The organism is Halobacteriovorax sp. CON-3 (genome assembly GCF_043196995.1).
Classification (GTDB): Bacteria; Bdellovibrionota; Bacteriovoracia; order Bacteriovoracales; family Bacteriovoracaceae; genus Halobacteriovorax_A.
The window spans coordinates 357,882-381,989 of record NZ_JBEBNA010000001.1 but is presented as its reverse complement, the minus strand read 5'-3'; the positions used below and the strand labels follow the sequence as shown (position 1 = coordinate 381,989).

The following is a 24,108-nucleotide window of genomic DNA, read 5'->3' as shown; positions in this document are numbered from 1 at the left end:
TAAATTATCTTATATCCCAGTCATTATAAATTGCAGTAAGTCTTGGCATGACAAGCCTTAGGTAACGTGAGAATAAATCATAGCGTTCCTTATCGATTGATGCATGATTTGCAAGAACACGTAAGGTTTCAAGATATGATAATCCTTGGCAGATTGTTTCTGCATGAATCATAAGCTTATCAACATTTTCTTCATTCATCCATGCCTTTGGATTAGCAAGATCAGAAAGACTGTCAGGCTTAAGACATTTAATAATTAACTTCACTAGACTTTTCTTAAAAGTGTACTGAGTTGAAGTTAGCTCTTTTTGTTCTTTGCTCTCTGCACTTACCCAATTGAATGCAGGGTGCTTAATAAAGAGGTTTTTAAAGTACTTGTCAGGATTTTTAGCGATATACTTAATCATATCCTTTAGTGCCATAAGGGCCTGGATCTGACTTGTTCCTTCGTATAGTAATGGCCCAAATGAATCGCGGTGATAGCGGCTCATTGGATACTCTTCCATAAATCCATATCCACCAAGAACTTGAATGGCCTTAGTTGATAGGTATGTATAAGCTTCACAAGAATAGTATTTTACAAGTGGTGTACGCTTTCTTGTCCAGATAGAAGCGTTCTTAAATTGTGCTTCTTCTTCACTAGAAAGTTCACCAGTCATTTTCTTTTTAAGGTCTAATTTTTGAAAAATATCATACGAAGAAATTGTATCAACAAGAAGTGCTCTTAGGGCATCTCTTTCTGTTTCAAAGTCTTCAAGATTTCTCTTCATCAGTGGAAGCTCTGAAATTGGCTTATCAAATTGCATTCGCTCATCGGCATACTTTCTTGCATAACCAATACAGCCTTCGATTCCACCTAGGGCCTGCATTCCTACAGCAATACGTGCCTCATTCATTAGGTGAAGCATGTACTTGAATCCTTGGCCTTCTTCGCCAATTAGGCGAGCAATTGAGTTTTCATAAACAACTTCGCAAGTAAAAGAGCCGTGCATTCCCATTTTATGTTCGTTCTTTGCAACGATAAAGTTTGGCCCTTCAATACCTTCTTCATCTTGTTCACAAAGGAAAAGTGAAAGTCCAGGAAGACCTTCAGGGGCCCCTTTTATACGTGCTAGAACAAATCCAACACCGCCACCACCGTTTGTGATGAAGATTTTTGATCCATTAAGTTTGTATGTTCCATCTCCAACAGGTGTTGCTGAAGTTTTAATCATTCCAAGATCAGAACCACAACCTGGCTCTGTTAAATTCATTGAACCTGAAAGTTCCCCTGATATAATCTTTGGAACAATTCTTTGTGCTGTTTCATGATCACAAAAACGATGAACCATGTCTGCAATCGAACTAAAGAAGGCCAGTTGTGTACATTGTGAGTTACAGGCACGAGATAGTTGCTCTAGTAAAACCATAAGTGCCACCGCAGGTAGTCCCATTCCACCAAAGTCAGTAGGAAGACTTACACCAAATGCTCCTAGCTCTGTTGCTTCTTTGTAAAAAGCACTAAGCTCTGGCCCTGGAATCGTTCGTCCATCTTTTACTTCACCGGCGCCATTTTGATCAATAGCTTCAGCTCTTCCATAAACTGCGTCGGCCGCCCAACTCCCTGTTTGAGTTAGAAGCTCTTCCATAAAGCCTAGGATTTCTTCTTCATTATTAAAGCCATCTTCAGTAGGGAAGTTTGGATAGTACATTGGAATGATCGTTTTCCAATCAATCGCGTTTCTAAGCATCCACTTCCATTCACTTTCATCACTAAAATAATTCATTTTTTACCTTTCCTTTATTTTAAAATCGAATAAATGCACTAATTATGATAAATCAAACCTATGTCAAAGTCACGTCGAGATACAAGAGATTCCCGTTGTCCAAATTGTCGCATCAATACTCATTGGTGCTTTTGCGACGTTTTAAAACCGTTCGCTAACCAAACTAAAGTGATTATACCGATGCACTTCACCGAGCGTTGGCTAACGAGTAATACGGCCTATTTCGCAACAAAAGTACTTAAGAATTGTGAAATTATGGAACGTGGTAACCTTGAAGCGCCTTTTGATGTTGATTCTTTTGACTTTGAAACATTTGATTATATCTATCTTTTCCCAACTGAAGACTCATTGCCTATAAATGAATATCGCTCGTCTGATAAAACGCCTTGCTTAGTTGTGCCGGATGGTTCTTGGTCGAAGGCAAAGAAATTCCATAAGCGTGAAGAGGTCTTGGCGAAAATGCCAAAGTATCACTTAATCGATGTTGGCCATAGTATTTACGAGCTAAGAAAGTCACCTGGAGAAAATTTTCTTTGTACTTATGAGGCCATTGCCCACGCATTGGCAGTACTTGATGGAGAACCTGTGAAGCATCATATGATTGACATCTTCAAGGTCATTGTTGAGCGTATAAAGAAAAGCCGAAAGGGAGACTTTCGGCTTTAATATATTTTTATTCTAGCATTGCTCTTAATTGCCAATTTTCTTTTTCTAGCCAAGCAACTTTCTCGTCAGCATAAGCAACTGTTGTTGCATCGTTCTCATCACTAGCTGTAGCAGATAACTCTTTGAAGGCTTCTAAGAAGTACTGGTTATCTTTTAAGATAAGCTCAAGTGCTTGAGTGCTTGTAAAAGATGACTCGTTAGTCTCTTTAATGCGACTAATTTCAAGTGCACTTGCCATCGTTAGAACTGGCTTCTGATGAAGTTGTAATTGTCTTTCTGCAAGATCATCAAAAACGATCGCAAACTCATTATATAAAGTTTCAGTTAATAGGTGAATCGGTTGAAACATCATCCCTGTAACATTCCAGTGAATATTGTGTAACTTCATGAAGTATACTTGGGCATCTGCTTGAATTAGTTTTAATTGATTAATTGTATTCATACGGTCTCCTTTATTTTCTAAAGTATAACAATAATAATTATACGAATCCAATAAAGAATGTATGTCAGCTCATAGTAAAAATCTATTGAAGATTAAGACAAATTAGACATATGCATACACTGCATAAAAGTGAGATGTCGTTCCTAGTAGAACGCAAACATGCCAGATAGCATGCCCTAAGTAGAGACTTTCACGTAAGTAAAATAGAACTCCGCTCATATAGCATGCCCCTCCGATGACAATCCACTTAAGACAGTCAAAGCTAAGACTTGCAATCATTTCAGTTCTGATGGCAATAACCATCCAACCCATGATGAGACATAGGACAACAGTAAGGACTTCTGAGCGATTAAAGGCAAAGACTTTGATCAGAATACCAATAAAGGCCAAGGCCCAAATATTGATCATCATCCACATGCCAGTTTCACCCTTAATGGCCAGCATGAGAAATGGTGTATATGAGCCAGCGATTAAAAGGTAAATTCCTATATGATCCATCTTACGAAAGATATTCTTAAGTTTTTTGTGGGCCGTCCCGTGATAGAGAGTGGACATTGTGTAGAGAAATGTAATGGAGAGTCCAAATACGGTGTAGGCGAATGTGTGCAGGCCTGTTTTGGCCTTCATAATCATCATTATTGTTCCAACAACTCCTAGAATAATTCCGAGACTGTGAGTCGTTGAGTTGATGATTTCTTCGAATTTGGAATAGAGTTCGCCATTACGTTCGTGCATACTGAAATTATATCAGAAGTTAAGAAATTATATAGATACGGCAAAGTTTCTCTTAACTGGTTTTAGGCCCTAAATGTCAATGCACATGTGAAGTGGCTGATTTTGCAAACCAGCATGGCAAGCGCTTGTCGAGGTTTTTTATTGAGATGTCATCACCGCTATACTCTAGAAGTGCCCCATTTTTGATGATATCCATACGACATTGGAGAGTTGGGTAGCTATCAAGGGTTTTCTCCACAACTGTAGGGTCAGAATCTGAGATTCTTATTTGCTTACTTGGGTCAGAGCTCATGTGTGCAATGGCCTTTGGAAAGTCTTGAGCAACTTGCATCGTCTCGAAACAAAGCTCTTGGTTGAAGCTGTCGGCCGTAAATTTTTCTCGACATAGTGAGGCCACAAATGGATCTAACTCAATTGGCGAGTCAAAATAATTAGGGTTGTTAATAACAAATTTCTTATAGCAACTGGCCGCCGCAAAGAAGTCTGATTGACCTTCAGTGCTCATCTGAGAAAAGTGCTTATTTTCCATACGTGGTGCCTTACCGAGCACGTGGCCAATTTCATGACAGGCCGTAAAGGCATAGGCCCTTTTTGTCATATTTGGCATACGTGCAAAACCACCCCAGAAGTTGATATTGTAGTGATCAGCGTCTTCATCATACAAGGCCCAGGCGCTAAAATATGGTGTTTGCCAATCCAATGTCTTAACTGAAATTCCACGCTTCTGCTTAATTGCTTCGTCTTGATATAGTCTTAGCGCTTCTACGACGACAAAGTAGAAGTCTTGCTCTTTTACTTCTGAGCCTAGCTCTTCATGGGCCAAAATCTGGTACTCATGAGGATTTCGCTCATTAGCAAATGTTGTCGTAAGTGTTAATAGCAAGGTGAGCAAGATTTTCATATGGCCAATTTATAGTACAAAAGGGGATTTTGAGGTATATTGTTGAAAATAATACAACCATTTCTTAAAGGTAATTTACCGAAATTATTTAATATGAATAAAGAAACTATAATCAGTACATTAATTGAAAATTTAGAAACAGAGTTAACTAAGGCCAAGGCCGCGTTTGAGACAACTCGAACAATGTCCCAAGAGCCAGATATGGCCCAAGAAGGAAAGTATGACACTCGCGCAATTGAGGCCGGCTATCTTGCTGGTGCTCAAAAAAAGCGTGTCGATGAATTAGAGATCGATATCAATATGATTAAAGAACTCTCTGAAGACCTTCCAAATGGTGATAAAATAGCTCTTGGTTCACTTGTTGAGCTGAAATTCAATGAGCAAACTAGACACTACTTTATTACACCTACTGCTGGTGGAACGATGTTAAATCTTGATGGGAATCCACTTCTTGTAATCTCTGTCTTTTCGCCAATTGGAAATGAGGCACTCGGTATGGAAGTTGGTGATATCTTTGATGTGGAAACAGGTGATATTACTCGTGAGTATGAAGTCGTCTCAATTTCTTAATGACTTAAAAAATTAGGCCCATTCGTAATCATAATGTTCTTGATACGGATGGGTGAGAATCTCATACGCATCTTGTGTCTTGAGTTTTTTTGGATTAAGCCAATCATCTAAATATTCTTCTTTTAAAAATATTGGGCAACGATCATGGCCCATGACTTCAATTTCTTTAGGTGGATCAGTCGTTATAATAGCGAATGATTTAAAACTTACTTGCTTGTCATTTGAAGTCCATTCATCCCATAGGCAGGGGGCAAGAATCAGCTTGCCATCTTCTGGATGAAATTTAATAAGTGTTTTTTTACCATTTCTTTCAACCCATTCATAGAAAGCATCGAATGCCACTACCGCGTGATTTCTCATAAATAAAGGGGACCATGTTTGTCGCTTTTCAAGTGAATCAAGCCTAGCATTGAAAACATTAAACTTCGTCGGAATCTCTTCTTGAGAGCCTCGTGGGCGCACTCTATAGCGCATTGGCGAGATCGTCCTTTCTTTGCCCTCTTGGGTAATGACATTAGTGAAGTAATTTGGAAAAATACGTCCTTCTTTATCTGCAGTTTTAAAGACATCGCTACTAGGCTTTCTCTTTAGGCCAAGAATTTTCTTCAGCTGTTGCGGGTCTATTGAGGCTTCGAATTCTTGTAACATGCGAAAGGATTCGTAAGCCTTCGTGTTTAAAGGAGTATTAAGCTTTTGTGAAAGCTCTTTTAAATTTGTTTGCGCTTGTATCGAAAAACACATGCTAATATCTTAACATATAATTTAACAAAAATTGCATCTTCACTTACTAAGAGCATGCTAGGATGATTTTATGATTAATAGAAGATACCGCGTCGAGGGCGTTGTTCAAGGTGTTTGGTTTCGTCGAAGTACTTATGAGTATGTTCTCAAACATACACCGACAATTACTGGTTACGTTAAAAATCTTAGGGATGGCAGTGTCGAAGTATTGGCCAGCGGTGAACTCGATGATATTACTAATCTAGAAGAATTTTTAAAGGTCGGCCCAGAGACGGCCAAGGTCACGAATGTGACAATTATTGAAGAGCTACCAGTCTCAAATTTTACAGAGTTTCAGATTGGTTAGTCCTTTCTGATAATTGTACAAAGCTGATCAATTTTTTCATCAATGAGTTTTGTGTCTTGTGATTGAATTGCTTTAGCCACACAACCCCTTAAGTGATTTTCCATGACAGAACTTTCAAATCCACGAAGGGCGCCGCGAATTGTTTTTGAGCGGTGAACGATATTGATACAATACTTACCATCTTCAACTAAGTTAATTAGGGATTCAAGCTGACCTTGAATTCTCTTTAGACGGTTTAAGTGTGAGCGATGATCTGCTCCTGGAGTATTGATAAATTTCTCTAGATCGATTTCATTCATGGCGCCATACTAGCGAAGGGGCCATAATTCGTCCATATAAAGTGATCAGAAATATAGGGGATGGGGTATTCTTAAGACATTTAACTCATTGAAATTATATAGTTTTAAGAGCTTTTCATGTAATCTATTCAAGTTTTAACCGCGGCGCGTCTATGTGTGGTAAAAACCGTGGCATGAAATATAACACAACAGCAAGAACTCTTATTTTATCTCAACTCACTTTTATGGCAACAATGGCAGCTCCATGCCCCACAAATAAAGTCGTAACAGATGGGAATTGGCAAACCACTTATCAGTGTAAAGACAATAAGCTTTCTGCTTCTTTTGAAACTTATTTGAAAACAGGAGCAAAAACAGGTGCCAGCACTTATGACCAACAAGGCAGAATTCTAACAAGTGACTCTTGGAGCACCGACGGTATTTACACATACCATGCCGAGTATAGCTATTTAGAAAATGGACAGCGTTTAAAGAGCGTTTTTGTCATTGATGATAACGGTGTTATTACAGATAAAGTAAAGGAGAAGGCCCTTGTTGAAGGTGACCTTGATGATCCAACGATTTTAAAACAATGGGTCATCTCGCAAAGCTCATATAAGCAAATTGGTATTAAACACTATCGTTATGACGACACAAATGATGACGACTTCGATTTCTTTGCGCCAAAACCATATCGAATCGACGTTCTTACTCCTAACGGTGAGGTCTCAAAATATTATGAGGTCGTTTATAATATGAAAGCACCTCTGGCCAATCTTGTGATCGAATTTAAGGCCTTCACTCCTGATGGCAAGTTAATTGGCCAGTATAATGAAGAAGCTCCATTTAGTGTTAGTGAGCAGCTTAAAAAATTTAATCTAACTGATAAAGAATATCAACGAAGACTAAGTGTCTTTGAGGATAAGACTCGTGAGCCTGTCGTTATCATTGATACAGGCTTTGATATTATGCACCCTTCATTAACACATAAATTATATAATTCACCATTTGATATTGCGGGTGATGGTATTGATAATGATGGCAATGGGAGAGTTGATGATTCTTGGGGATGGCAAAGACAAGACGATGCTGGCTTAAGCCTTTTAAGAGACGATAATAATATTCGTGAAACTCACTCTCTTATTCATACACCTTATCCTGTTTCTCACGGAACTCACGTTGCGGCCTTGGCACTTAAGGATTTGGATAAGTATGGACTAGTTGGCTTTGCAGGAGACGTCGCGATTTCAGATCACCTTGAAAAGGCCGCCGAGTATATCAAAGAGAAGCAAGTTAAATTTGTAAATATGAGTTTCGCAATTGGTTTTCCAGGGGCCCCAATGTCGGCACCTCGTGAATCCTTTTATTATCTAGAAAATACCTTTGTTGAGAATCCTGAAACGGTCTTTGTCGTTGCTGCAGGAAACGCTCGTGGTAATCTTGATCTCGACTTAAAGGGCAATGATAATTATCCGGCAAGTTATGATTACGCCAATATGATCAAGGTCGGGGCCTTAAATACAGCAACTCTTGAAAAAGATAAGATGGATACTTATAGGCCAGCTAGCTTTTCAAAATTTGGAAATAAGAAAGTTCAAATCTTTGCCCCTGGACAAGGTGTAGTCTCTGCACAGTCTGGTGGTGGAACGATTCCTCTAAATGGAACATCGATGGCGGCTCCTTTTATAACAAACGTATTACTTAAAGGTCATAAACTTAATCCAGAATTAGCACCTTTAAAGCTAAAGGAGCTTCTTCTTGCAACGGCCTATATCCCAAAGAGTGGTAGGCTTCCTTGTGAAAGTGGTGGGATAGTTAATCCTGAAGCCTTTTATAAGGCCGTACTTAAAACTAAGTCTAATTAGCACGACCTTTTGAAGCTTGTGAGAGCTGGCGTGACAGCTCTCTAATTTCTTCTAAGCTTTGATTTGAATAATCAGTATTCTTAATGGCCTCTTTCAAGGCCTTGGCCTTTGGCTCGATTGATTTAATTAAGCTTCTTCTCTCATTATTCTTTGCAACAACTTCTCTTAAGACAGTCTTTAGCTCACTTGCGATGGCATTCATGTCATTCGTTTGTGCTGCTTGATCTGTATTTCTGATGAAATTTCTTAGCACGTCTTTTGATCGTCCTGAGGCCATTGGCACTGAGTGCTCGATGTCACCATCTCTAAGAGAAATTGAGAAATAGTTGTTATTATCTCTGACAATCCTAACAAAACTGTCGCTTCCAACATTAATTCGATATGAGCCCTGTTCTCGAATTGGTTTACTCAATTGAGAAGGAAGAATTCTCGACATCAAGTTTAAATTTAGAGAATCATTTTGGACTTTAAATCCTCTTGAAATATTAATGATCGTGTCGGCCTTTGCTGAAACCTTCGCTAGGGTAAGACCAATTTGAGGATCCTTTTTTATTTTGCGAGTAACACTGTGAATATCCTGTGCATGATTATAAACTTCTTCCATTGAAAAGTAGTTTGTATAAGTTTTCCCATCATGAAGTTTTCCATCTGGTTTTAAGTGTTGGACACGTAGATCATAAGCAGATTCTTTCCCAATTGAGCGATTATACTCGAATTTAGCATGTCTGAACTCGTGTGGAACAGTATTAGCATATCCTCCGTCCACAAGTTCTCTTAAGTTGGAGAAGTTGAATGAAACGGCCCTTGTTGCACGATTTGAAGACCCTTGTGCTGGCTTTAGATCATCAGGGTAGAAAATAATCTTCTGTCTAAAGTCGTCATTTCTAAAACGATTTAGTCTAAGGACTGCTGGGTTATTTTGATCAGCTGCAAAGCGATTAAATTGTAGGGCCTTTTTCTTTATAACTTCGTCTGTGCCTTTTTTAACGGCCTGTCTCTCGATAACACGAACTGAGAACCCTTGATCGTTCAATTCCTTTGCAAGTCGAATGACATTATCATCGGAAGAATCAATCATTGTTGCTTCAATCGCTGCGGATGCTTTATTTTGTGAAAGATTATTTTTTTCATTCAAACGTAGTAAGTTTGCAAAACCTGTACTCGAGACAAATGTAGCATTATCTGTTGCGATTAGGGTTGTATTTCTTTGATACATTTCTTGCGGAGAGATAACGATTTGGTTTCTTCCACTTTGTTTCATATAGGCAAGTAGCTCTTTGGCCGCTTGAGAGTTTGAAGATGCTAAATCACTTTCAGTTAGAAGTATTCGCTTTGACTTCTTTCCATCAATCTCAATCATATGGACACTATGTGGAAGATCGACTTTCTTGACGACTTGTAATAGCGCATCCACTTGTGCATTTGCAATATCTGTAATTTGTTCAGGCTTTTCAAATGCTCTTCTTGCTAAAGAGAGGTCCAGTCTGGCCAAGAAGCTTGATTCTTCCGAATAAGGCCCCTTCGTGTCAACAACATCTTCATCAATATCTCTTTTCTCATGTATATCCGCTTCTAGCTCATTTTTTGCAAAGTCTTTACGGGTATAGTGCTTAACACCTTTTCCTGTCTTTAGAAGAAACTTTGCAACCTTTGCAATCACAACTGTAGGTGGAATCACATAAGAGCCTGCGAATTGACAGATCGCCTTGGTCCTCGCTGCAGGAGAAAGGCATGCATAGTTTGCTTGGGACGAATAATAAGCATCTTGAAGCATATTAAATATGATTGTCCCCATTGTTTTTGAAAAGTGTTTTGCGGCATTAATATAGTGCATAGGACCTAGGCCATCAGTTTCACTGAGTGAACGAGACCATTCCATTGCAAGCATATGCTTTGCACTTTGGAGTGTATTTAGAAGTTCTTCGTTCTTTTCTCCGCGGTACTCATCATCAATAATATAATCGATGACAGAGCCTATGAATTTCATGAATTCAACAGCTGAACCCCAAAGACCTTTTAGGCATGAAATAAAGTCAACGGCAATATTACTTTCAACAATCAGCTTAGGGTCACATCTTCTTTTATCAATTGCTTCAACATCATCACAGGCAGGTGAGTTAACAACAATCTCACAAAGCTTTTGAGAGTTTGAATCATCTAGAATATCAAAATTTCCAATTTCAAGACACTGCGTATGAGCAACACTTAGGTCCAGTTCATAATTACTCATTGGAACAAATGCATGGACTGACATGCTTAATATAACGACAAGGACTGTGCATAGTCTTCTCATTATCTTTGCTCCGTAACAAATTGAAATTTAGAATTTAAATCTTTTATGTCTGTTTTAGTGAGTTTCTTTTCTGAGCTTAACATTGTGATGACAGTGCGGTCTTTGTAAAGACGATGAATTTCTGCAAGATAGATTTTTTTAGCTCTTGAATTTTGATAGCTTCCAAGCTTGTAGAGCTGAATATAATCTTTCTTTTTTGTGAACTCTAAAGAGTCTGTTTGAAAATTCGAGAAGTCACTATACTTGAGTACTTTATTTCGTTGGGCTAAGTATTTTCTTATTTTTTCTTTAGTGTATTTTTCAATTTTATTATTTGCTTTTTTATCTTCGACGCTAAGTCTCTTGTGTGAGTTTTTCCATACCTGAATATTATCAAAACTAAAATCGTGAACCCACTTTAAATTCTGATTATTACTGGCGTAAGCAAGATGGCCAAAAAGTAAAAACATTGTCAGTAAAATCGCTCTTCTCATACTATATATTATCGGTTGGTTAATTTAGTGCTTTACTTATTTTAGCTGCTTTTTCATCCGTAGACAGAGATTTTGACCAGAGTTATGCTATTTGCATGAGAAAAGTATTATCAAAGATCGATCATTCTCTTAGTAGTGTATATGGAACAGTCATACTGCTTGTTGTTTTTGTCATATATTTAGTCATAGGCTCAACTGTTGATTACTTCTATGGCCCAAAGATTGCGGACACTCTTGTTTTTAATGGACCTTTCTTTGCTTTTCTTCTTTCGGTAATTACTCTCTCATTGATTCTAGGTCTATTAAAAAGGCGGCCTTTTCGTAAGAAGCTCTTGGGAGTCTATCTCTTTCATGTGGGTTTAATTATTTTACTAGTCGCTACAATTTTCTCTTCTATTGTCTCTAAGAGTGGCCATATTAATTTAACAAGTGGATTAGAAACAAATACTATGGAACTGAATAAGAACCAGGCCCAAATTAGAAATCGACAAACTGGAGAGACCTTCTATGTTGATTTAAATTTTTCAATTAGACCTCAGGGATTAAATTTGGATTTTGGCCCAGTCTATCTCATTTCATACTTGCCGTTTAGCCGAAAGTATCATGCTAATTATGATAGTCGTGGTGAAAATAGTGTTAAGATTTTGAGACAATCTCGTTATCTTTCTAACACGAAAGCACAAACACTCTACCTTTCAACAAATCAGGAAGATTATAAAAGTAGGATAGTCGATGGTAATTTAGAGATTTTGCTCTTTAATCAATTAATGTTGAAGTGTCTTAATAATTTATCGACTGTTAATCCTGATTGTTCTGTTTTTCTTCGACGAAAATCAGTTGCTGAACTTAAGGCGGAATTTTGTGTGAGTAACAAATACTTAGTTAAGGAAGATGGTTTCTACTCTCTTGGCAATGGCTGTCGATTAGACCGGGTGAAATTAGAGCTAGTAGGAGATTCTTTTAAGTATCGCTTATTAGACTTTAGAAGGGACACTGCGCTTAAGTTAGAGTATCGCTATAGTAGTAATTATCAAAATAATAATTCAGATATTTTAAAATATTATGAGAAGGGAAATACGCAGAAAATTTATCAAATGAGGCTTGGAGAAAAGAGAGAGATTATTGATTATGATGGCCGCTTCTATGATCTAAAGTTTCAAAAAAAGCCCTTTAAACTTCCATTTGATATTCGTCTAAAAGGTATTGAAGATAAAAGTGTAGCGACTATTCTTATTAATGGGCACAAAGAAAGGGTAAAGTTAAATGATAAGCTTTATCGTGAGTCATGGTTGATTCATTTCGATTCTGTTTCAGGTCCAAGTAACCAAAACTCTCTCAATTTAAGTCTTCATTACGACCCTTTGCGTATCGTGAAGGTTATCGGATTTGCTATTTTTTGTTTTTCTCTTATTCTTATTGGTCTTAGTATTCTTTCTCGCAAATTTCGCTAAAATACCGAAATCTCCAACAAAATTCTCCAGATAATGTAAAGTTAAGACTTTTTTTATAATTTAACGTTTAACTTTACCTTTCTTAAACTGACCAGGTTGGGCGCATTAGCTATAAGTTTCATCAAGAAAAAAACATTATTTTTTAACAATTGAAAAACAGAGGGGAAACCTATGAAACATTTAGTTCTTATTTTATGTGCAGTATTTTCACTATCATCTTTTGCAAAGCTTCAATCTGCTAGTATCGAAATCGATCGTTATGACACAGAGGAACAAGCAAAGAAAGCATGTCTTGATGCAGAAGTTGAATATGATGAAATCAAGGATATCAAAGTTGAGGGAATTGACTTTGAATTCGTAACAAGAAAGAAAGGAAGCAGCTACTTATGCGAAATCAGAACAACTCTTGATAGCTACGAGCAAGTTCTTTCTAAGAAGCAAATTAAGCAAAAAATCACGAATAACTACGACAAGTCGTACACAGAGTGTATGAAAATGAGAAACAGAATCATCAACACAACTATTGGTTATGTATTTGGTGATGTGGATTTCTACAAGAAAGGTATGTTCGGCGGTGGAAAATACGTTTGTGAATTCAACTTTATTGTTGTCGAATAATCAAGAAATCTTAGGGGTTTGCTGATTGTTCCAGCATATATTGGGGGCTTTGTGAGGAGGCCCCCTTTAATTATTTCACAATCATTTAAATTCGATAGATTTTGTTCTATAAAGCAAAAATGAAAAAACTAACGATCATCTTTCTTGTCCTAATTTCAAATACTTTTGCACTTAACTTAAGTGATAAGGTAACGGTCTCAGGTATCTCCTCAGGGGGATTCTTTGCACATCAATTCCACATCGCAAATAGTAGTCTTGTGGAAGGAGCGGCGATTTTTGCAGCAGGTCCTTATTATTGTGCAAAGGGCTCAGTGGCCTTGGCAACTAATACCTGTATGAAAGGAAATGGAATCTGGGGAAGCGGTTATCAGTCTTATGTATTCGCTAGTGGCCTAGCAGTGATGGGACTTATCGATCCGACTGCAAATCTCAAAGACGATAGAGTTTTTATTTTTTCAGGGCAAAACGATGAAACAGTTGTTTCAAATGTGAGTGAAGAGCTTAGAGACCTGTACGCCTTCTTTGGTGTTAAGAAACTCGAGTATGAAGGAACATTAGCTGCTGGACATACATATCCTACTGAAAATAAGGGTGTAGAGTGTGAGGTATCGAAAGTACCTTATATTGGAAATTGCAATTATAATGGTGCGCTTAAGTCGTTAACATCACTCTACCCAGATAAGAAGCAAAGACGATTTACTTTCAAGGGAAAAACTGAAGAAGTCGATCAAACAAATTATTATTCAGCATTTGATGTAGGAGCATTTACGCCACTGCTACAAGACAAGGCCTACTTATATATACCTTCACGTTGTAAGGGCAATAGAAAGTGTGACCTTCATGTAGCTTTTCATGGATGTAAGCAAACAGTAGATCATATTGGTACGAGCTATATGGATGATACTGGCATTAAAGAAGCCGCTGATAAGCTTGATATTGTTGTTCTATTTCCACAAGCGAAGAAGTCTGTGATTCCTGGCCGTAATCCACATGGGTGCTGGGACTGGTGGGGACACTCAGGCGCTAATTATCACCTTAAGGATGGCCAGCAAATGCGAATCATTAAGGCCATGGTCTTAGATATTTTACAAAAATCTTAGTGCTTCATTGAAACAAGAGATTTTCATGGTAAATAAAGAGTGTTGTGAGAAATTATGTAAAGTTAATATTCATTTTAATATACAGCTCCTCTATATTTGCAGGTGAGGTTGTTGTTGATTTCTTCGAATATTCAACTTACTCAAATGACCATATTATTGATCATATATCTGAAGTGAGAGGGCAACTCGCAGCAACCACGAGAGGAAGTTTCTTCAATAAGAAATGCTTTAAAGAATATTACTCTAACTACCCAGACAAACCGACAACTGTTTCCTACCTTTTAAAAGAAAATATTGTCTTTCCAATAATTGGTAAGAAGCGAATCAGTCTTGGTGAGCTTAGAAAGACCTATAACGACGCAAAGAGTGAACTCTTGCTTAGACTTGGAAAGGAGTGTAAGACTAGTGATTACCTTCTTGTTCTTATAAAAGGTAAGACCAAAAAAGGTCACTCATTTAAATCAGACTTCTATATCGAATTTGATAAAGATAAGCTTACTCTTATTTCTGGTATTGAAAAATACGAACTTAGTGATTCTTCACCAAACGAATCAAGGCTAACACCTACGACTCTACTGAAAGGGGATTGGGATAGTGTTTGGCGTGAACTTGAATTCAAAGAAAGTGGCTACGAAACAAATTTCTAACTTGGCCCATACCTTGCATTTTATTACCCTGAATAAGTAATTTGTTAAAGAATTTAGCACTTTATAGGCAATAGAGCGTTCATTTTTTGAACAGCTGGCCTTTAAGTATACGATTCTGAAAGGGTAATACTATGAAACAGACTATATCTATTATCGCACTTCTTATGCTCCATTGGACAAGTATGGCAGCGATCTCTATCGCAGACCAGGCCATGGATAGTGTTGAGTACCAGGAGATTCGTTTACATGAATATGGCGATCGCGCAGACTTAAGCCTACGTGCGCAGGGAGAGTCTAAAGTTGAAGGAAAACTCTTTGCTGAGACAAAGGCGAAATTTTCAGCAACAAAGAAGGCCAAGGCCAACGCGACTTATAGTATTAAGAGAATTTGTGACAATAATGAGAGAATCGATTTCAGCAATACTAATTGTTATATCGCAGGTGATATGGCCTATTGTTCAGTGGATGCAGATGTAGAATGTATTGGAGTGAATAAGAAGGAACTCATCATTCAAAAAGTTAAGGCCGGTCTAATTGATCCATCTCCGGCATGTGTTGATTATCTTAAGGAAGATTATAATATCGATGATAAAGTCGTCGAATACTGTAATAAGATTACAACTGAAACTCAATTTTCTTGTGTGACTTATGCTACGAGCTATTCTTCTTTTAAAGTTGCAAGCATCGCTGCTTGCTCCGCCTATACATCTAATTCTGAAGAAGAGTCTCAGATTGGATTATCTGTTCTAAGAAATTATGTTGGAAAAGGTGAGCTTGATATGAAATACCCTGCACCTAATCTTTCAATGGTTCTCTTAACGGCCGCAATTAACACTAAAGAAGAGAAAAATTGTGTAGAGAATTATTTAAAAACTGGAACAATTAAATTAGATGAACTTGAAAAAGCATGTATTCAGGACGAGCCTATTGAATTAGATGCTAGAGAATATGAAGTATTCGGCTTCGTTATCTCTCCACGCACAGTTGAATATGGACTTAAAAAACCTGTTAGCGATTCGGCACGTGGAATTTTAGATCGCCTTGGCGATATTCTAGGTCTTTAGAAGAAGGTTATATGAGCACGATACCAAGCTTAAAAACATTACCAATTATCGGCAGTATTGGAGAGTTAAACTTCAAAGATTGTCTTTTTAAACAACTTAATGAAAAAAGTAATGAACTTGGTGATTCATATCGTTTTAAAATTTTTAACAAAGATATTGTGGTTATTGGAAATTATGATCTCTATAAAGATGTTATTGTTAAGAAGAGAAATACATTCTTAAAAGGAAGCACCCTTAACGAGATTAAACATATTAATAAAGGCAGGGCCTCAATACTTGATGCTGATGGTAAACAATGGCAAGACTTAAGAGGGGAGTTAGTCCACTTTTTTACTCCCAAAGTACTTGAGAACCTCTATTCAATTACAAATCGTAGGCTTGAAAAAGATCTTCCTCTATTTGGAGAAAACTCTCTTGTTGATGATGTTGAAGTCTTAATGGGAAAGATCGCACTGGCTATCACAAGTGAATTCTTTATCGAACACGATTTTAAAATTCAAAAAGAAGAAGTCACTAATTCTAAAGCTGACTGTGATAGCTTTTATTACTTTCAAAAATTTCTGATTGCCGAACTAACAAAACGTATGAATTATGGGCCAATGTGGAAGTACCTACCAACATTGAGTAATCTTCGTTTTTCTAAATTTATCAAAGAAGGTAAACAATTTGTTCGTCAAAAAGTTGAAAAAGGGACGTCTAGCTATACCCTAATTACTCACTTAAAGAATCAAGGCCTTGATACAGAAGCAATTATTGGACAAATTTATGGACTGGTTGGAGCATCATTTGAGTCAACAGCAGTTTCTCTTACGTGGGCCCTTTACTTTCTTGCACAAAACGAAGAACTTCAAAATGAATTATATAAAGAATTGAGTACATTAGATCTGAGCAATTCAGACTCTATCATTAAAAATCAGCTACTAGAAAACTATGTGGCAGAGACATTGCGTTTAAGGCCGGCCTTCCCTATCTTATTTAGAGAGGCCGCAGAAGATGAAGAGTTAATCGATGGAGATATAAGCTTTAAGGTAAAAAAAGGAACAATTGTCTTTTCTCTACTAGGTAAAATCCTTAATAATCAAGAGATTTGGGGAGAGGATCATAACCAATTTGATCCTCACCGATTTAATAATTTATCTAGTGAACAAAGAAAGGCCTATATACCGTATTCGACTGGAACGCGCACTTGTCTTGGACGCGAGATGGCCAGTATTGAAGTAAAGCTCATTCTTGCTCATATTTTAAGAAGTTATCGTATAAAAGCGGCCTGTGATCTAAGCAAAGTGCAGCCAAAGCAGAAATTTGTATTTAGTAGTGACCGCAAAATTTCTTTAGAATTTATCCATCGATAATTTTATTTTATGTTAAGATTAAGGAGTGAAATACTTCCTAATTACCTTACTATTTCTCAATTCATTTGCGGCCCAGAATCTGAGTCGAAAAGAAATTGATATCAATAAAGATGGCAAAGTCGATCGTATTGAAATTCGTCGTGGAAAAGAACTTATTGAAATCCAAGAAGACCGAAATGGTGACGGTAAATTTGAATTTATTACTAAGTTCAAACTAAAAGGTATCTACAAGCAAACTCTTCAAGATATCAATAGTGATGGAAAAATCGATCGAAAGGTTAGCTATCGAAAGCTAAATGATTCACAATTTCAGGCAACAATCGAGGTTGATAAGGACTTCGATGGAGTCTTCGAAATCAAATATAAAAACACACAAAGCCTTATTCAAAAACAAGAATGTCACTTCCCCCAAGCAAAGTCTGTTATAGGTGAACTATCTTCTCTTGTTAATAAAGTGAGCGCAAGCTTTGATGACGGTTTCCTCCCAACTGATTTTGGGTATCGAATTGAAAATGCTTGTCTTTCAAAATGGGGACAGGACTTTCCAAATTTTTTAAGGAGCTCAATTGATGACGGCATTGCTTGTTTAAAGAAATTAGGTAAGGACCTAAAGAAGCCTGTCGGTTCAACTCGTATTGCTTATGAACTTGAAGAGCTACTAAAGAATAATGAAGTCACGATTATGTGCACCGATAAGTCAGATGATCCAGCTTACTGGGAAGGCACCCTTGCCTATGCTTCAGTTTCAGAAGAAACGCAAGCGACCTTCGGTGGCAAAGTAAAGCATCCTTATATGGCCATTAACCCAAGTCAGCCATCTTCTTTAGAATTCACTCCAGAAGGAGACGCTGAAAGAAAGGAGCTTAGAAAAACACTCTTTCATGAACAGCTCCATAACCTAGGTTACTCTCATGGAGAAGGATTCGAGTTTTCGTATGCTTGTGAAGACTGTTGCTTGTCTTATAAGGGAGACGAGGAGAATGCACGAGTGGATGCCGCTTGTCGTGTTTGTCAGGGTGATTATGTTAATGAAAACGATATTCGCTATGTAAGAGACTTTTTGGATTATTCAAAACAGGCCTATTTAACAAGAAATGGAATAAGAGCAACAATCAATTATATTAAAGAAAATCCAGGAAGCTTAGAGGCCCAGGCCCTATTAGCAAGTTCGCAAGGTGAGTACTTTAATCCTATAGGTCTACACTTATCGACTCTCATTATTTCTGATTGGGACAAGAAAATGTATGGCAATGAAATGGCAAATGATCTTATTGATAAAATTGAAGCGGATAGCTCTGCTGATTACGTGGCCTACCCTTCTGGCCGTGTTGTTGCATCGATTTTTCATGAAGCGTATATCAAACAAGATCCTCAACAAACGCTTAATCTCTTAAAAGATAATATTGAGTCGATCAAAAAAAATCTAAGTAAAAGAATGAATGACACTGATTTGTACAATGATTATTATGCATCTAATGTAAAAGATTCTTTAAGTATCATTATCGATGATCTATACTTAAATGATCACCTAGGACTTGGGACTAAGCATACTCTTGAGCTCCAAAAAATTCGTGACTCTCTAAAAAATGAAGAAGATTATTACTAATGTCACAAAATAAAATACTAATCTCGTTGTCAGCTGTATTCATTATTATCATTGCTGTGGCCATTGGCTTTGGTAAATATAAAGAATACGTAGACTCTCAGCTACTTGATCTCAATATTTTTAAAGATTCTGATGAAAATCAAATTGCAGACTATGCACAAAGGCCATTGGAAGAGCTATTAAAGGAAGCTTCAGCTATGGATATCAGTGCAGAATCTAAATTACTTTTAAAGTCTTCACTTAAAAAAGTAATCGCTTCAATTGAGGACTTATACACAAAGGATAATGAGGAAACAAATACTGATTCTGTTAAGGCCTTGCGATGCTTTTACCGTGAGCTTATGTATATGCAAAAAGAATATCAATTAGATATGTACTCACTTATGCCTTTAAAGAAGCAATGGGATGAGATTCAATACCCAAATGGAGCGTCAAAGACATTTCTTCAAAAGAAGATTGGAAGGATCGGTGTTAAGGCAAAAATTAATAATCAATTCTGTTTTAATCATGGATTTGCTTCTAAGCTCAGAGCTGAACCAGAGTCTAAGAACTTTAAAGGCCTATTTAATGGGTTAAATATTCTTAAAAGAGTTCTTTAACCGTTGTCTAAATTCTTTCGTGCCCGATGAGTTTCTTATGATTAAGTATCTCACTCTCCTTATATTTATGATTTCTTTTATCTTGGTTTCGGCCTTCTCATGCTCGAGTAATGAGAAAGAAAAGGCGGAGGAAACGGCCAATGAAATAAAAAGAAACCCCAGCTCCGAAGAGCTCTCTGATTATGAAAGACTTGATCAAAACTGGCGTGATAGGGGAATTGAGGCCCGCGATAATCTTGGGATGATTGAGAATCGCTTTGGGCAACAAGATATGTGTATCAAGGATTTTGAAAGAGCATTTTACTACTTTGCAATTCCAGAGCATGCTTATGTGTTAAAAGCAAAGCAGGCCACAGGTATGGTCTATACCTTCAATATTTTACATGGAAGCGAGCTTCGCGATGATCCAACATTTTTAAAGATGACGATGGTAAATTTCTATTACGATACCAAGGGTGCTTTAATAAAAGTCGATGTGCCCATCTTGGCCCGTGGTTGGAGAATGCAAATGTCTTCTAAAACTCCCAATGGTTTTATGATTGATAATTCGAAATGTTATTACTTTATCAATATAAATGATCCTTTTGAGTCTGGTGTTCTTTCGGTTAAAAAAGAAGGTAAGGATATATAGATTCTCTAGGTTTATAATAATATACGCAGTTATAAATTAAGAATTCTTAAATACTGACAATGTCCTCAATGGGCTAGGCTTTTTGAATGAAAGCTCAACTCTTAATATTTCTTGTTAGTTTTAGTACCTTTGCTCTGGAAGTCGATAGCTTCACTCATCGCCAACAGGCCTATGAGAAGGCCGATGCCTTAGACAAAGTTAACGCCTATGTTAATGATAGAATCAGGGACGCTGTGGCCGAGGCCAATCATGCAGATAGGATTTTTAATCAAACATGTAGCTCCTATACCATGCGACGTAAGGTTAAGAAAAAACTAGTGGCAAGCTTTAAGGGATTCTTTGTTAGTGCACCCATTCAACGCTATATCGACAAGGGAAGAATTGGAAAAGAGTACTTGGTAAAAACCAAAAAAAGTGAATCGATCTTTCGCTACATTCCTCTTATCTATAAGCCAATTTTAAACTTAACGCCTTACTCTCCGTTACTTAAGGTCAATGATGCTCTTATTGGAAGTGATAAATTTAGTCATCTGTTTAATGTTGGTTATCTCTACTTTCGAAAACTCGAGCATGGCCTATCTATTAAAGAGATTATTCACTATGGAAAGAATGCGGAAAATATCATTTGGGGTGGCTTCTTTAATGGAATTATTTCTAACGGTGATCTGGTCGCAAATTTCCAAGGTATGCGCTTTTATCAAGTTCTCTTTGGCAAGGGAGTCGATCCTTTGACTCAAGAAGATCTAGAAGGCACGGCCGTTATTAAATGTATCGATGGAAAATTTGAGGCAACTCGTGAAATTGATATGGCCGACTTTGTTGATGATGGTATGGATGAAGGAGTAAATTGCAATACTTATACTTCAAAATTTATGCGCAAGAATATCAAGAAGGCCATGGATCAAATTCCGATGTCGTGTCCTGTTGTAAGTGATCAATGTCTTGCTGTAGGCGAAAAGTATGCGGCCTTTAGTAAGTACCTTGTTTACGATGAGTGTCGCTAAATATTGGCAGAATTTTTTTAGATAACGAATTTCTAGAATTAAGAGAAGCTTTGGCCATCTCATCTAACTATCCTAATTTTAGAATGAAGTCGCTACTTTGCAAATTTTAACAAAACACAATTTTGAATAAAGTCTTTCTCATTTAATAATTGTTTATGTAGGGAGAATTTATGAATAAAGCACAAAGACCGACCAATGTTCTTATGTCGGGTATTGGTGGAGTATTTGGTTTTGTCTGTGCAAAGTATCTTGGCCTCACGCCAATGATTCCGTTCTTGCTAATGATTCTTTCATTTGTCTTGATTGTCTTCATACATAATAGGCTTGAGCCAAATGAAGCCGAAAGATCTGATAAAAATCAAATCACAAAATGGCGCTTAATATGTGCTTCAATATTAACTGGCCATTCACTATGGGCGGCCATCGCATTTATCATTTTATTTTTTCAAGGGATGAAGCCTAGTTTTGAGTTCTTTGTCTCTGTCGTCATGATAGCAGTTTATATGAGTTTATGTGTATGTCTTGTTAAGTTTAGAAGGCCACGCATAACGACCGCCATGACAATATTAGCAGCATTGGTTTTTATGGCCTTAAACCTGACAAGTCTCAATGAGCTCCGTTATCAAGCATTCGCACCGTTAATTTATCTCCACAGCTTTGTGCGAGTCGTTTTAATCATCTCAGGAATCAGGCTTATGTGGTTATTAGATGTTGATGAGCGCATGAATCAACACCAGAAAAGTTCAGATGATAAATTTAATGTCGCTTAAAAATATTTACAGTGACAAATTTCGATCACGAAAACATGACATGTTTTTGTAATTAAAGTAACATGTTTTATATGTGGGCATAATTGGAGTTATGCCTAGATATAATAATTTAAAATTCGACGTGGGGAAAAATTGAAATATGACCCATGTGAATGATAAAATTAAAATAAGCAAGGAGCGCTTATGAAACAGCTTAGATCTCTGTCTGGAAGGACGTCTCAAGCATCGACACCTTTAATCGATAATACAAAACCGACATATGATGAATACGATATGATTGTTCTCTCAAATGGGGCCAATCAAAGTGAGTACGCGCACAAGCATACAAATGACGACGTTATTCACAAGACACTGATGATTAAGTCCAAGTACATCTCTTGGGCCTATGATCTTGTGGCCTCAAAAGTTACGAGAAAGAAGCCTGGTCTTGGAACAATCTTAAAAGCATTAGTTGAGCAATATGATAAGGAGCTAACTCGTAAGAAGAGGCTGCTGACAAAACTTAGAAACCTCTTTGATCTTATTATTGATGATACAGAGCTTTTGATCTCTAATAAGAAACATGGCCGTATCTCACAGGCCCAGCACTACCAAGATCGTGTGCTTAAAGGCCGTCATATCTTTAAGAGACTTCACTTTGAATTTATGTTTGATGAGGATGATCTCTTAGAGGCTTTTACAAAGAAAGAATTGGCCCAAATTAACACTTGGGTTATCTCTCCTAAGGAGAACCTTCTAGAAGCACTCGAGTCATGGTCTAAGAGCTATAAGCATACAGTGGATAAAGGGTCATTTCAGTAATGGTTGGGGTAAGTTATTCAAGATCAAGGGCCATAAGGCCAGCTAGGTCTAATGCTAAAATTAATGATATCTTTGAGGACTTCTTAACAAAGTCTAATTCTGCCCATACAAGAGATGCCTATAGACGAGACCTTAAGAAGTTTCTAACGTTTCTAAAAGGATTTGAGACCTTCTCAAGCCTATCTGATGTTTCCCAGAGGCATATCTCGGCCTACCGAGACCATCTTCTAAAAAACGAAGAATTAAAGGATGCCACCGTGGCAAGACATCTGTCGTCCATAAAACGCTTCTTTGACTTCTTAGTTGAAAAAGAGCTTTGCTACAAAAATCCTGCCACCGGAGTCTTTCGGCCAAAGGTCGTCATGGAAGTTAAAACCAATGATCTTAGTGCATCTGAAGTTATGGACCTCTTTGAAAGTGTGAATCAAAACAACCGCGATGGTAGCTATAATCTAAGTGGTGTTCTTCACTATACGATTTTAAGAGTGATGTTCTATACCTTACTTCGAAAGTCGGAATTGATTGCACTAAAAGTAGGGGACTTTGCTAGTGATAATATTGGCAATTATCTTCATGTACGAAGTAAGGGTGGCAAGAAGCAGAAGGTTTATATCTCTGATGAAACCTTCGGTGATATCAAGCACTATATGGAAGTCTTTAGAGTTCGCCGTGAATTTCTTGAAAATGAGCCTTTGTTTACCTCTGGCCGTAAGTCTCAGGAACTTAAACCTCTTAATCGAAATACCATTGATCAAATCTTTCAAAAATATGCCAAGCTTGCAGGAATCAAGCATAGGATTTCGCCCCACTCATCACGTGCGACAGGCATTGGTAATCTCTATGAGAACGGAGCAAGCCTTGAGGATCAGGCAACGTATGCGAGGCACTCAGACCCGCGTATGACTTTTTTGTATAATAAGCGTCGAAAAGAAAAGATTAATGAAATTGCAAATATTGTGAATTATCTCGATGATAAACAAGAAGACGAAGAAGCCTCGAACTAAAGTCGAGGCCTTTAATTTATTAATTATTTTTCGTAACCGCGTGCTTCAATTTCTGCTCTTACGATCTTTTTAAAATCATATGCATCAATCACTCCCCATAACAGCTAAGACGTTTTTAGAAGCTTTTTCATTGTGTTGAATTGTGATGTTTTCATAAATTCCTACACAATTTGCTGAAACAGATGCTGAAAGTGTTGATACTAGAGCAAGTGCTAATAATAATTTTCTCATTTTTTTCTCCTCGTTTTTATAATCATGTTTTGTTTTGTTTGTTTTTGCGTGAGGACAAAGTAATCGATAGTTGGATTTTACTCATTTACATGAGGTGACGTTTTGAAAAAGTGTGTAAGCTTTACACTTTTTTAAGAATTTTTAAGTACTTAGAT

Annotated in this window: 26 protein-coding genes; 17 read left to right on the top strand and 9 right to left on the bottom strand. The window is 37.3% G+C overall.

Annotated features, from left to right (window positions below):
• Nucleotides 1-4: 4 nt before the first annotated feature.
• Entirely contained in the window at nucleotides 5-1,765 is a 1,761-nt protein-coding gene (locus tag ABMA72_RS01750) for an acyl-CoA dehydrogenase family protein (RefSeq protein ID WP_393055731.1), read from the bottom strand.
• Between the two features lie 60 nt (nucleotides 1,766-1,825).
• Between ABMA72_RS01750 and ABMA72_RS01745 the strand changes: the two genes are divergently transcribed.
• Nucleotides 1,826-2,431 carry a tRNA-uridine aminocarboxypropyltransferase gene (locus tag ABMA72_RS01745; protein WP_392860745.1) on the top strand — a complete coding sequence of 202 codons (606 nt, stop codon included), beginning with the start codon at nucleotides 1,826-1,828 and terminating at the stop codon, nucleotides 2,429-2,431.
• Between the two features lie 7 nt (nucleotides 2,432-2,438).
• On the opposite strand, the gene ABMA72_RS01740 is transcribed toward ABMA72_RS01745, so the two are convergent.
• From ABMA72_RS01740 to ABMA72_RS01730, 3 genes are all read right to left on the bottom strand, one after another.
• Nucleotides 2,439-2,873: a DNA starvation/stationary phase protection protein gene (locus tag ABMA72_RS01740; protein WP_392860744.1), complete on the bottom strand. Its 435-nt coding sequence runs from the start codon at nucleotides 2,871-2,873 to the stop codon at nucleotides 2,439-2,441.
• Nucleotides 2,874-2,975: 102 nt separating this feature from the next.
• The gene (locus ABMA72_RS01735; RefSeq protein ID WP_392860742.1) at nucleotides 2,976-3,608 is read right to left on the bottom strand and encodes a hemolysin III family protein; all 633 of its coding nucleotides are present in this window, start codon (nucleotides 3,606-3,608) and stop codon (nucleotides 2,976-2,978) included.
• 76 nt (nucleotides 3,609-3,684) lie between these two features.
• Nucleotides 3,685-4,509 carry a hypothetical protein gene (locus ABMA72_RS01730; RefSeq protein WP_393055728.1) on the bottom strand — a complete coding sequence of 275 codons (825 nt, stop codon included), beginning with the start codon at nucleotides 4,507-4,509 and terminating at the stop codon, nucleotides 3,685-3,687.
• Nucleotides 4,510-4,602: 93 nt separating this feature from the next.
• On the opposite strand from ABMA72_RS01730, the gene ABMA72_RS01725 reads away from it, so the two are divergent.
• Nucleotides 4,603-5,079 (top strand): GreA/GreB family elongation factor, encoded by a 477-nt coding sequence (locus ABMA72_RS01725; protein WP_392860740.1) that lies wholly within the window; start codon nucleotides 4,603-4,605, stop codon nucleotides 5,077-5,079.
• 12 nt (nucleotides 5,080-5,091) lie between these two features.
• Here ABMA72_RS01725 and ABMA72_RS01720 read toward each other — a convergent pair whose 3' ends face one another.
• The gene (locus ABMA72_RS01720) at nucleotides 5,092-5,820 is read right to left on the bottom strand and encodes an SOS response-associated peptidase family protein (RefSeq protein WP_393055725.1); all 729 of its coding nucleotides are present in this window, start codon (nucleotides 5,818-5,820) and stop codon (nucleotides 5,092-5,094) included.
• A 70-nt stretch (nucleotides 5,821-5,890) separates the two neighbouring features.
• On the opposite strand from ABMA72_RS01720, the gene ABMA72_RS01715 reads away from it, so the two are divergent.
• Nucleotides 5,891-6,166 (top strand): acylphosphatase, encoded by a 276-nt coding sequence (locus ABMA72_RS01715; RefSeq protein ID WP_392860737.1) that lies wholly within the window; start codon nucleotides 5,891-5,893, stop codon nucleotides 6,164-6,166.
• Here ABMA72_RS01715 and ABMA72_RS01710 read toward each other — a convergent pair.
• Nucleotides 6,163-6,465 carry a metal-sensitive transcriptional regulator gene (locus ABMA72_RS01710; RefSeq protein ID WP_392860735.1) on the bottom strand — a complete coding sequence of 101 codons (303 nt, stop codon included), beginning with the start codon at nucleotides 6,463-6,465 and terminating at the stop codon, nucleotides 6,163-6,165. The two genes, ABMA72_RS01715 and ABMA72_RS01710, sit on opposite strands and share 4 nt — an antisense overlap.
• A gap of 173 nt (nucleotides 6,466-6,638) precedes the next feature.
• Between ABMA72_RS01710 and ABMA72_RS01705 the strand changes: the two genes are divergently transcribed.
• Entirely contained in the window at nucleotides 6,639-8,309 is a 1,671-nt protein-coding gene (locus tag ABMA72_RS01705; RefSeq protein WP_393055721.1) for a S8 family serine peptidase, read from the top strand.
• Here ABMA72_RS01705 and ABMA72_RS01700 read toward each other — a convergent pair.
• Together ABMA72_RS01700 and ABMA72_RS01695 are read right to left on the bottom strand one after the other, a co-directional pair.
• The gene (locus ABMA72_RS01700) at nucleotides 8,302-10,602 is read right to left on the bottom strand and encodes a hypothetical protein (RefSeq protein WP_393055718.1); all 2,301 of its coding nucleotides are present in this window, start codon (nucleotides 10,600-10,602) and stop codon (nucleotides 8,302-8,304) included. The two genes, ABMA72_RS01705 and ABMA72_RS01700, sit on opposite strands and share 8 nt — an antisense overlap.
• Nucleotides 10,602-11,075, bottom strand: coding sequence for a hypothetical protein (locus ABMA72_RS01695; RefSeq protein WP_392860729.1), 474 nt, complete (start codon nucleotides 11,073-11,075; stop codon nucleotides 10,602-10,604). The genes ABMA72_RS01700 and ABMA72_RS01695 overlap by 1 nt, the downstream gene beginning before the upstream one ends.
• Before the next feature lie 95 nt (nucleotides 11,076-11,170).
• Between ABMA72_RS01695 and ABMA72_RS01690 the strand changes: the two genes are divergently transcribed.
• The 13 genes from ABMA72_RS01690 to ABMA72_RS01630 all read left to right on the top strand — a co-directional run bounded on the left by ABMA72_RS01690 (nucleotide 11,171) and on the right by ABMA72_RS01630 (nucleotide 23,722).
• Entirely contained in the window at nucleotides 11,171-12,526 is a 1,356-nt protein-coding gene (locus tag ABMA72_RS01690; protein ID WP_393055715.1) for a hypothetical protein, read from the top strand.
• Between the two features lie 171 nt (nucleotides 12,527-12,697).
• Complete coding sequence (locus tag ABMA72_RS01685) at nucleotides 12,698-13,144, top strand: hypothetical protein (protein WP_392860727.1); 447 nt, start codon at nucleotides 12,698-12,700, stop codon at nucleotides 13,142-13,144.
• A 119-nt stretch (nucleotides 13,145-13,263) separates the two neighbouring features.
• The gene (locus ABMA72_RS01680) at nucleotides 13,264-14,244 is read left to right on the top strand and encodes a PHB depolymerase family esterase (protein WP_392860726.1); all 981 of its coding nucleotides are present in this window, start codon (nucleotides 13,264-13,266) and stop codon (nucleotides 14,242-14,244) included.
• A 44-nt stretch (nucleotides 14,245-14,288) separates the two neighbouring features.
• Nucleotides 14,289-14,891: a hypothetical protein gene (locus tag ABMA72_RS01675; RefSeq protein ID WP_393055712.1), complete on the top strand. Its 603-nt coding sequence runs from the start codon at nucleotides 14,289-14,291 to the stop codon at nucleotides 14,889-14,891.
• A 131-nt stretch (nucleotides 14,892-15,022) separates the two neighbouring features.
• On the top strand, nucleotides 15,023-15,955 hold the full coding sequence (locus tag ABMA72_RS01670) for a hypothetical protein (RefSeq protein WP_393055709.1): 933 nt from the start codon (nucleotides 15,023-15,025) through the stop codon (nucleotides 15,953-15,955).
• An 11-nt stretch (nucleotides 15,956-15,966) separates the two neighbouring features.
• On the top strand, nucleotides 15,967-17,307 hold the full coding sequence (locus ABMA72_RS01665; RefSeq protein WP_393055707.1) for a cytochrome P450: 1,341 nt from the start codon (nucleotides 15,967-15,969) through the stop codon (nucleotides 17,305-17,307).
• Nucleotides 17,308-17,332: 25 nt separating this feature from the next.
• Complete coding sequence (locus tag ABMA72_RS01660; RefSeq protein ID WP_393055704.1) at nucleotides 17,333-18,913, top strand: hypothetical protein; 1,581 nt, start codon at nucleotides 17,333-17,335, stop codon at nucleotides 18,911-18,913.
• A complete protein-coding gene (locus ABMA72_RS01655; protein WP_393055701.1) occupies nucleotides 18,913-19,512 on the top strand; it encodes a hypothetical protein in 600 nt (199 codons plus the stop codon). Before ABMA72_RS01660 ends, ABMA72_RS01655 begins: the two co-directional genes overlap by 1 nt.
• Before the next feature lie 37 nt (nucleotides 19,513-19,549).
• Nucleotides 19,550-20,143 carry a hypothetical protein gene (locus ABMA72_RS01650; protein ID WP_393055698.1) on the top strand — a complete coding sequence of 198 codons (594 nt, stop codon included), beginning with the start codon at nucleotides 19,550-19,552 and terminating at the stop codon, nucleotides 20,141-20,143.
• A gap of 86 nt (nucleotides 20,144-20,229) precedes the next feature.
• Nucleotides 20,230-21,147 carry a hypothetical protein gene (locus ABMA72_RS01645; protein ID WP_392860716.1) on the top strand — a complete coding sequence of 306 codons (918 nt, stop codon included), beginning with the start codon at nucleotides 20,230-20,232 and terminating at the stop codon, nucleotides 21,145-21,147.
• A 170-nt stretch (nucleotides 21,148-21,317) separates the two neighbouring features.
• Nucleotides 21,318-21,917: a hypothetical protein gene (locus tag ABMA72_RS01640; RefSeq protein ID WP_392860714.1), complete on the top strand. Its 600-nt coding sequence runs from the start codon at nucleotides 21,318-21,320 to the stop codon at nucleotides 21,915-21,917.
• Nucleotides 21,918-22,100: 183 nt separating this feature from the next.
• Nucleotides 22,101-22,718 (top strand): hypothetical protein, encoded by a 618-nt coding sequence (locus ABMA72_RS01635; RefSeq protein ID WP_393055695.1) that lies wholly within the window; start codon nucleotides 22,101-22,103, stop codon nucleotides 22,716-22,718.
• A complete protein-coding gene (locus tag ABMA72_RS01630) occupies nucleotides 22,718-23,722 on the top strand; it encodes a tyrosine-type recombinase/integrase (protein WP_393055692.1) in 1,005 nt (334 codons plus the stop codon). Before ABMA72_RS01635 ends, ABMA72_RS01630 begins: the two co-directional genes overlap by 1 nt.
• Before the next feature lie 84 nt (nucleotides 23,723-23,806).
• On the opposite strand, the gene ABMA72_RS01625 is transcribed toward ABMA72_RS01630, so the two are convergent.
• Nucleotides 23,807-23,953, bottom strand: a complete 147-nt coding sequence (locus ABMA72_RS01625; protein ID WP_393055689.1) for a hypothetical protein — start codon at nucleotides 23,951-23,953, stop codon at nucleotides 23,807-23,809.
• Between the last annotated feature and the right edge of the window lie 155 nt (nucleotides 23,954-24,108).

Excerpts from the sequence above, each read along its gene's own strand:
- ABMA72_RS01750 (WP_393055731.1), bottom strand. The coding sequence starts at position 1,765 with ATGAATTATTTTAGTGATGAAAGTGAATGGAAGTGGATGCTTAGAAAC.
- ABMA72_RS01745 (WP_392860745.1), top strand. The coding sequence starts at position 1,826 with ATGTCAAAGTCACGTCGAGATACAAGAGATTCCCGTTGTCCAAATTGT.
- ABMA72_RS01740 (WP_392860744.1), bottom strand. The coding sequence starts at position 2,873 with ATGAATACAATTAATCAATTAAAACTAATTCAAGCAGATGCCCAAGTA.
- ABMA72_RS01735 (WP_392860742.1), bottom strand. The coding sequence starts at position 3,608 with ATGCACGAACGTAATGGCGAACTCTATTCCAAATTCGAAGAAATCATC.
- ABMA72_RS01730 (WP_393055728.1), bottom strand. The coding sequence starts at position 4,509 with ATGAAAATCTTGCTCACCTTGCTATTAACACTTACGACAACATTTGCT.
- ABMA72_RS01725 (WP_392860740.1), top strand. The coding sequence starts at position 4,603 with ATGAATAAAGAAACTATAATCAGTACATTAATTGAAAATTTAGAAACA.
- ABMA72_RS01720 (WP_393055725.1), bottom strand. The coding sequence starts at position 5,820 with ATGTGTTTTTCGATACAAGCGCAAACAAATTTAAAAGAGCTTTCACAA.
- ABMA72_RS01715 (WP_392860737.1), top strand. The coding sequence starts at position 5,891 with ATGATTAATAGAAGATACCGCGTCGAGGGCGTTGTTCAAGGTGTTTGG.
- ABMA72_RS01710 (WP_392860735.1), bottom strand. The coding sequence starts at position 6,465 with ATGAATGAAATCGATCTAGAGAAATTTATCAATACTCCAGGAGCAGAT.
- ABMA72_RS01705 (WP_393055721.1), top strand. The coding sequence starts at position 6,639 with ATGAAATATAACACAACAGCAAGAACTCTTATTTTATCTCAACTCACT.
- ABMA72_RS01700 (WP_393055718.1), bottom strand. The coding sequence starts at position 10,602 with ATGAGAAGACTATGCACAGTCCTTGTCGTTATATTAAGCATGTCAGTC.
- ABMA72_RS01695 (WP_392860729.1), bottom strand. The coding sequence starts at position 11,075 with ATGAGAAGAGCGATTTTACTGACAATGTTTTTACTTTTTGGCCATCTT.
- ABMA72_RS01690 (WP_393055715.1), top strand. The coding sequence starts at position 11,171 with ATGAGAAAAGTATTATCAAAGATCGATCATTCTCTTAGTAGTGTATAT.
- ABMA72_RS01685 (WP_392860727.1), top strand. The coding sequence starts at position 12,698 with ATGAAACATTTAGTTCTTATTTTATGTGCAGTATTTTCACTATCATCT.
- ABMA72_RS01680 (WP_392860726.1), top strand. The coding sequence starts at position 13,264 with ATGAAAAAACTAACGATCATCTTTCTTGTCCTAATTTCAAATACTTTT.
- ABMA72_RS01670 (WP_393055709.1), top strand. The coding sequence starts at position 15,023 with ATGAAACAGACTATATCTATTATCGCACTTCTTATGCTCCATTGGACA.
- ABMA72_RS01665 (WP_393055707.1), top strand. The coding sequence starts at position 15,967 with ATGAGCACGATACCAAGCTTAAAAACATTACCAATTATCGGCAGTATT.
- ABMA72_RS01655 (WP_393055701.1), top strand. The coding sequence starts at position 18,913 with ATGTCACAAAATAAAATACTAATCTCGTTGTCAGCTGTATTCATTATT.
- ABMA72_RS01650 (WP_393055698.1), top strand. The coding sequence starts at position 19,550 with ATGATTAAGTATCTCACTCTCCTTATATTTATGATTTCTTTTATCTTG.
- ABMA72_RS01645 (WP_392860716.1), top strand. The coding sequence starts at position 20,230 with ATGAAAGCTCAACTCTTAATATTTCTTGTTAGTTTTAGTACCTTTGCT.
- ABMA72_RS01640 (WP_392860714.1), top strand. The coding sequence starts at position 21,318 with ATGAATAAAGCACAAAGACCGACCAATGTTCTTATGTCGGGTATTGGT.
- ABMA72_RS01635 (WP_393055695.1), top strand. The coding sequence starts at position 22,101 with ATGAAACAGCTTAGATCTCTGTCTGGAAGGACGTCTCAAGCATCGACA.
- ABMA72_RS01630 (WP_393055692.1), top strand. The coding sequence starts at position 22,718 with ATGGTTGGGGTAAGTTATTCAAGATCAAGGGCCATAAGGCCAGCTAGG.
- ABMA72_RS01625 (WP_393055689.1), bottom strand. The coding sequence starts at position 23,953 with ATGAGAAAATTATTATTAGCACTTGCTCTAGTATCAACACTTTCAGCA.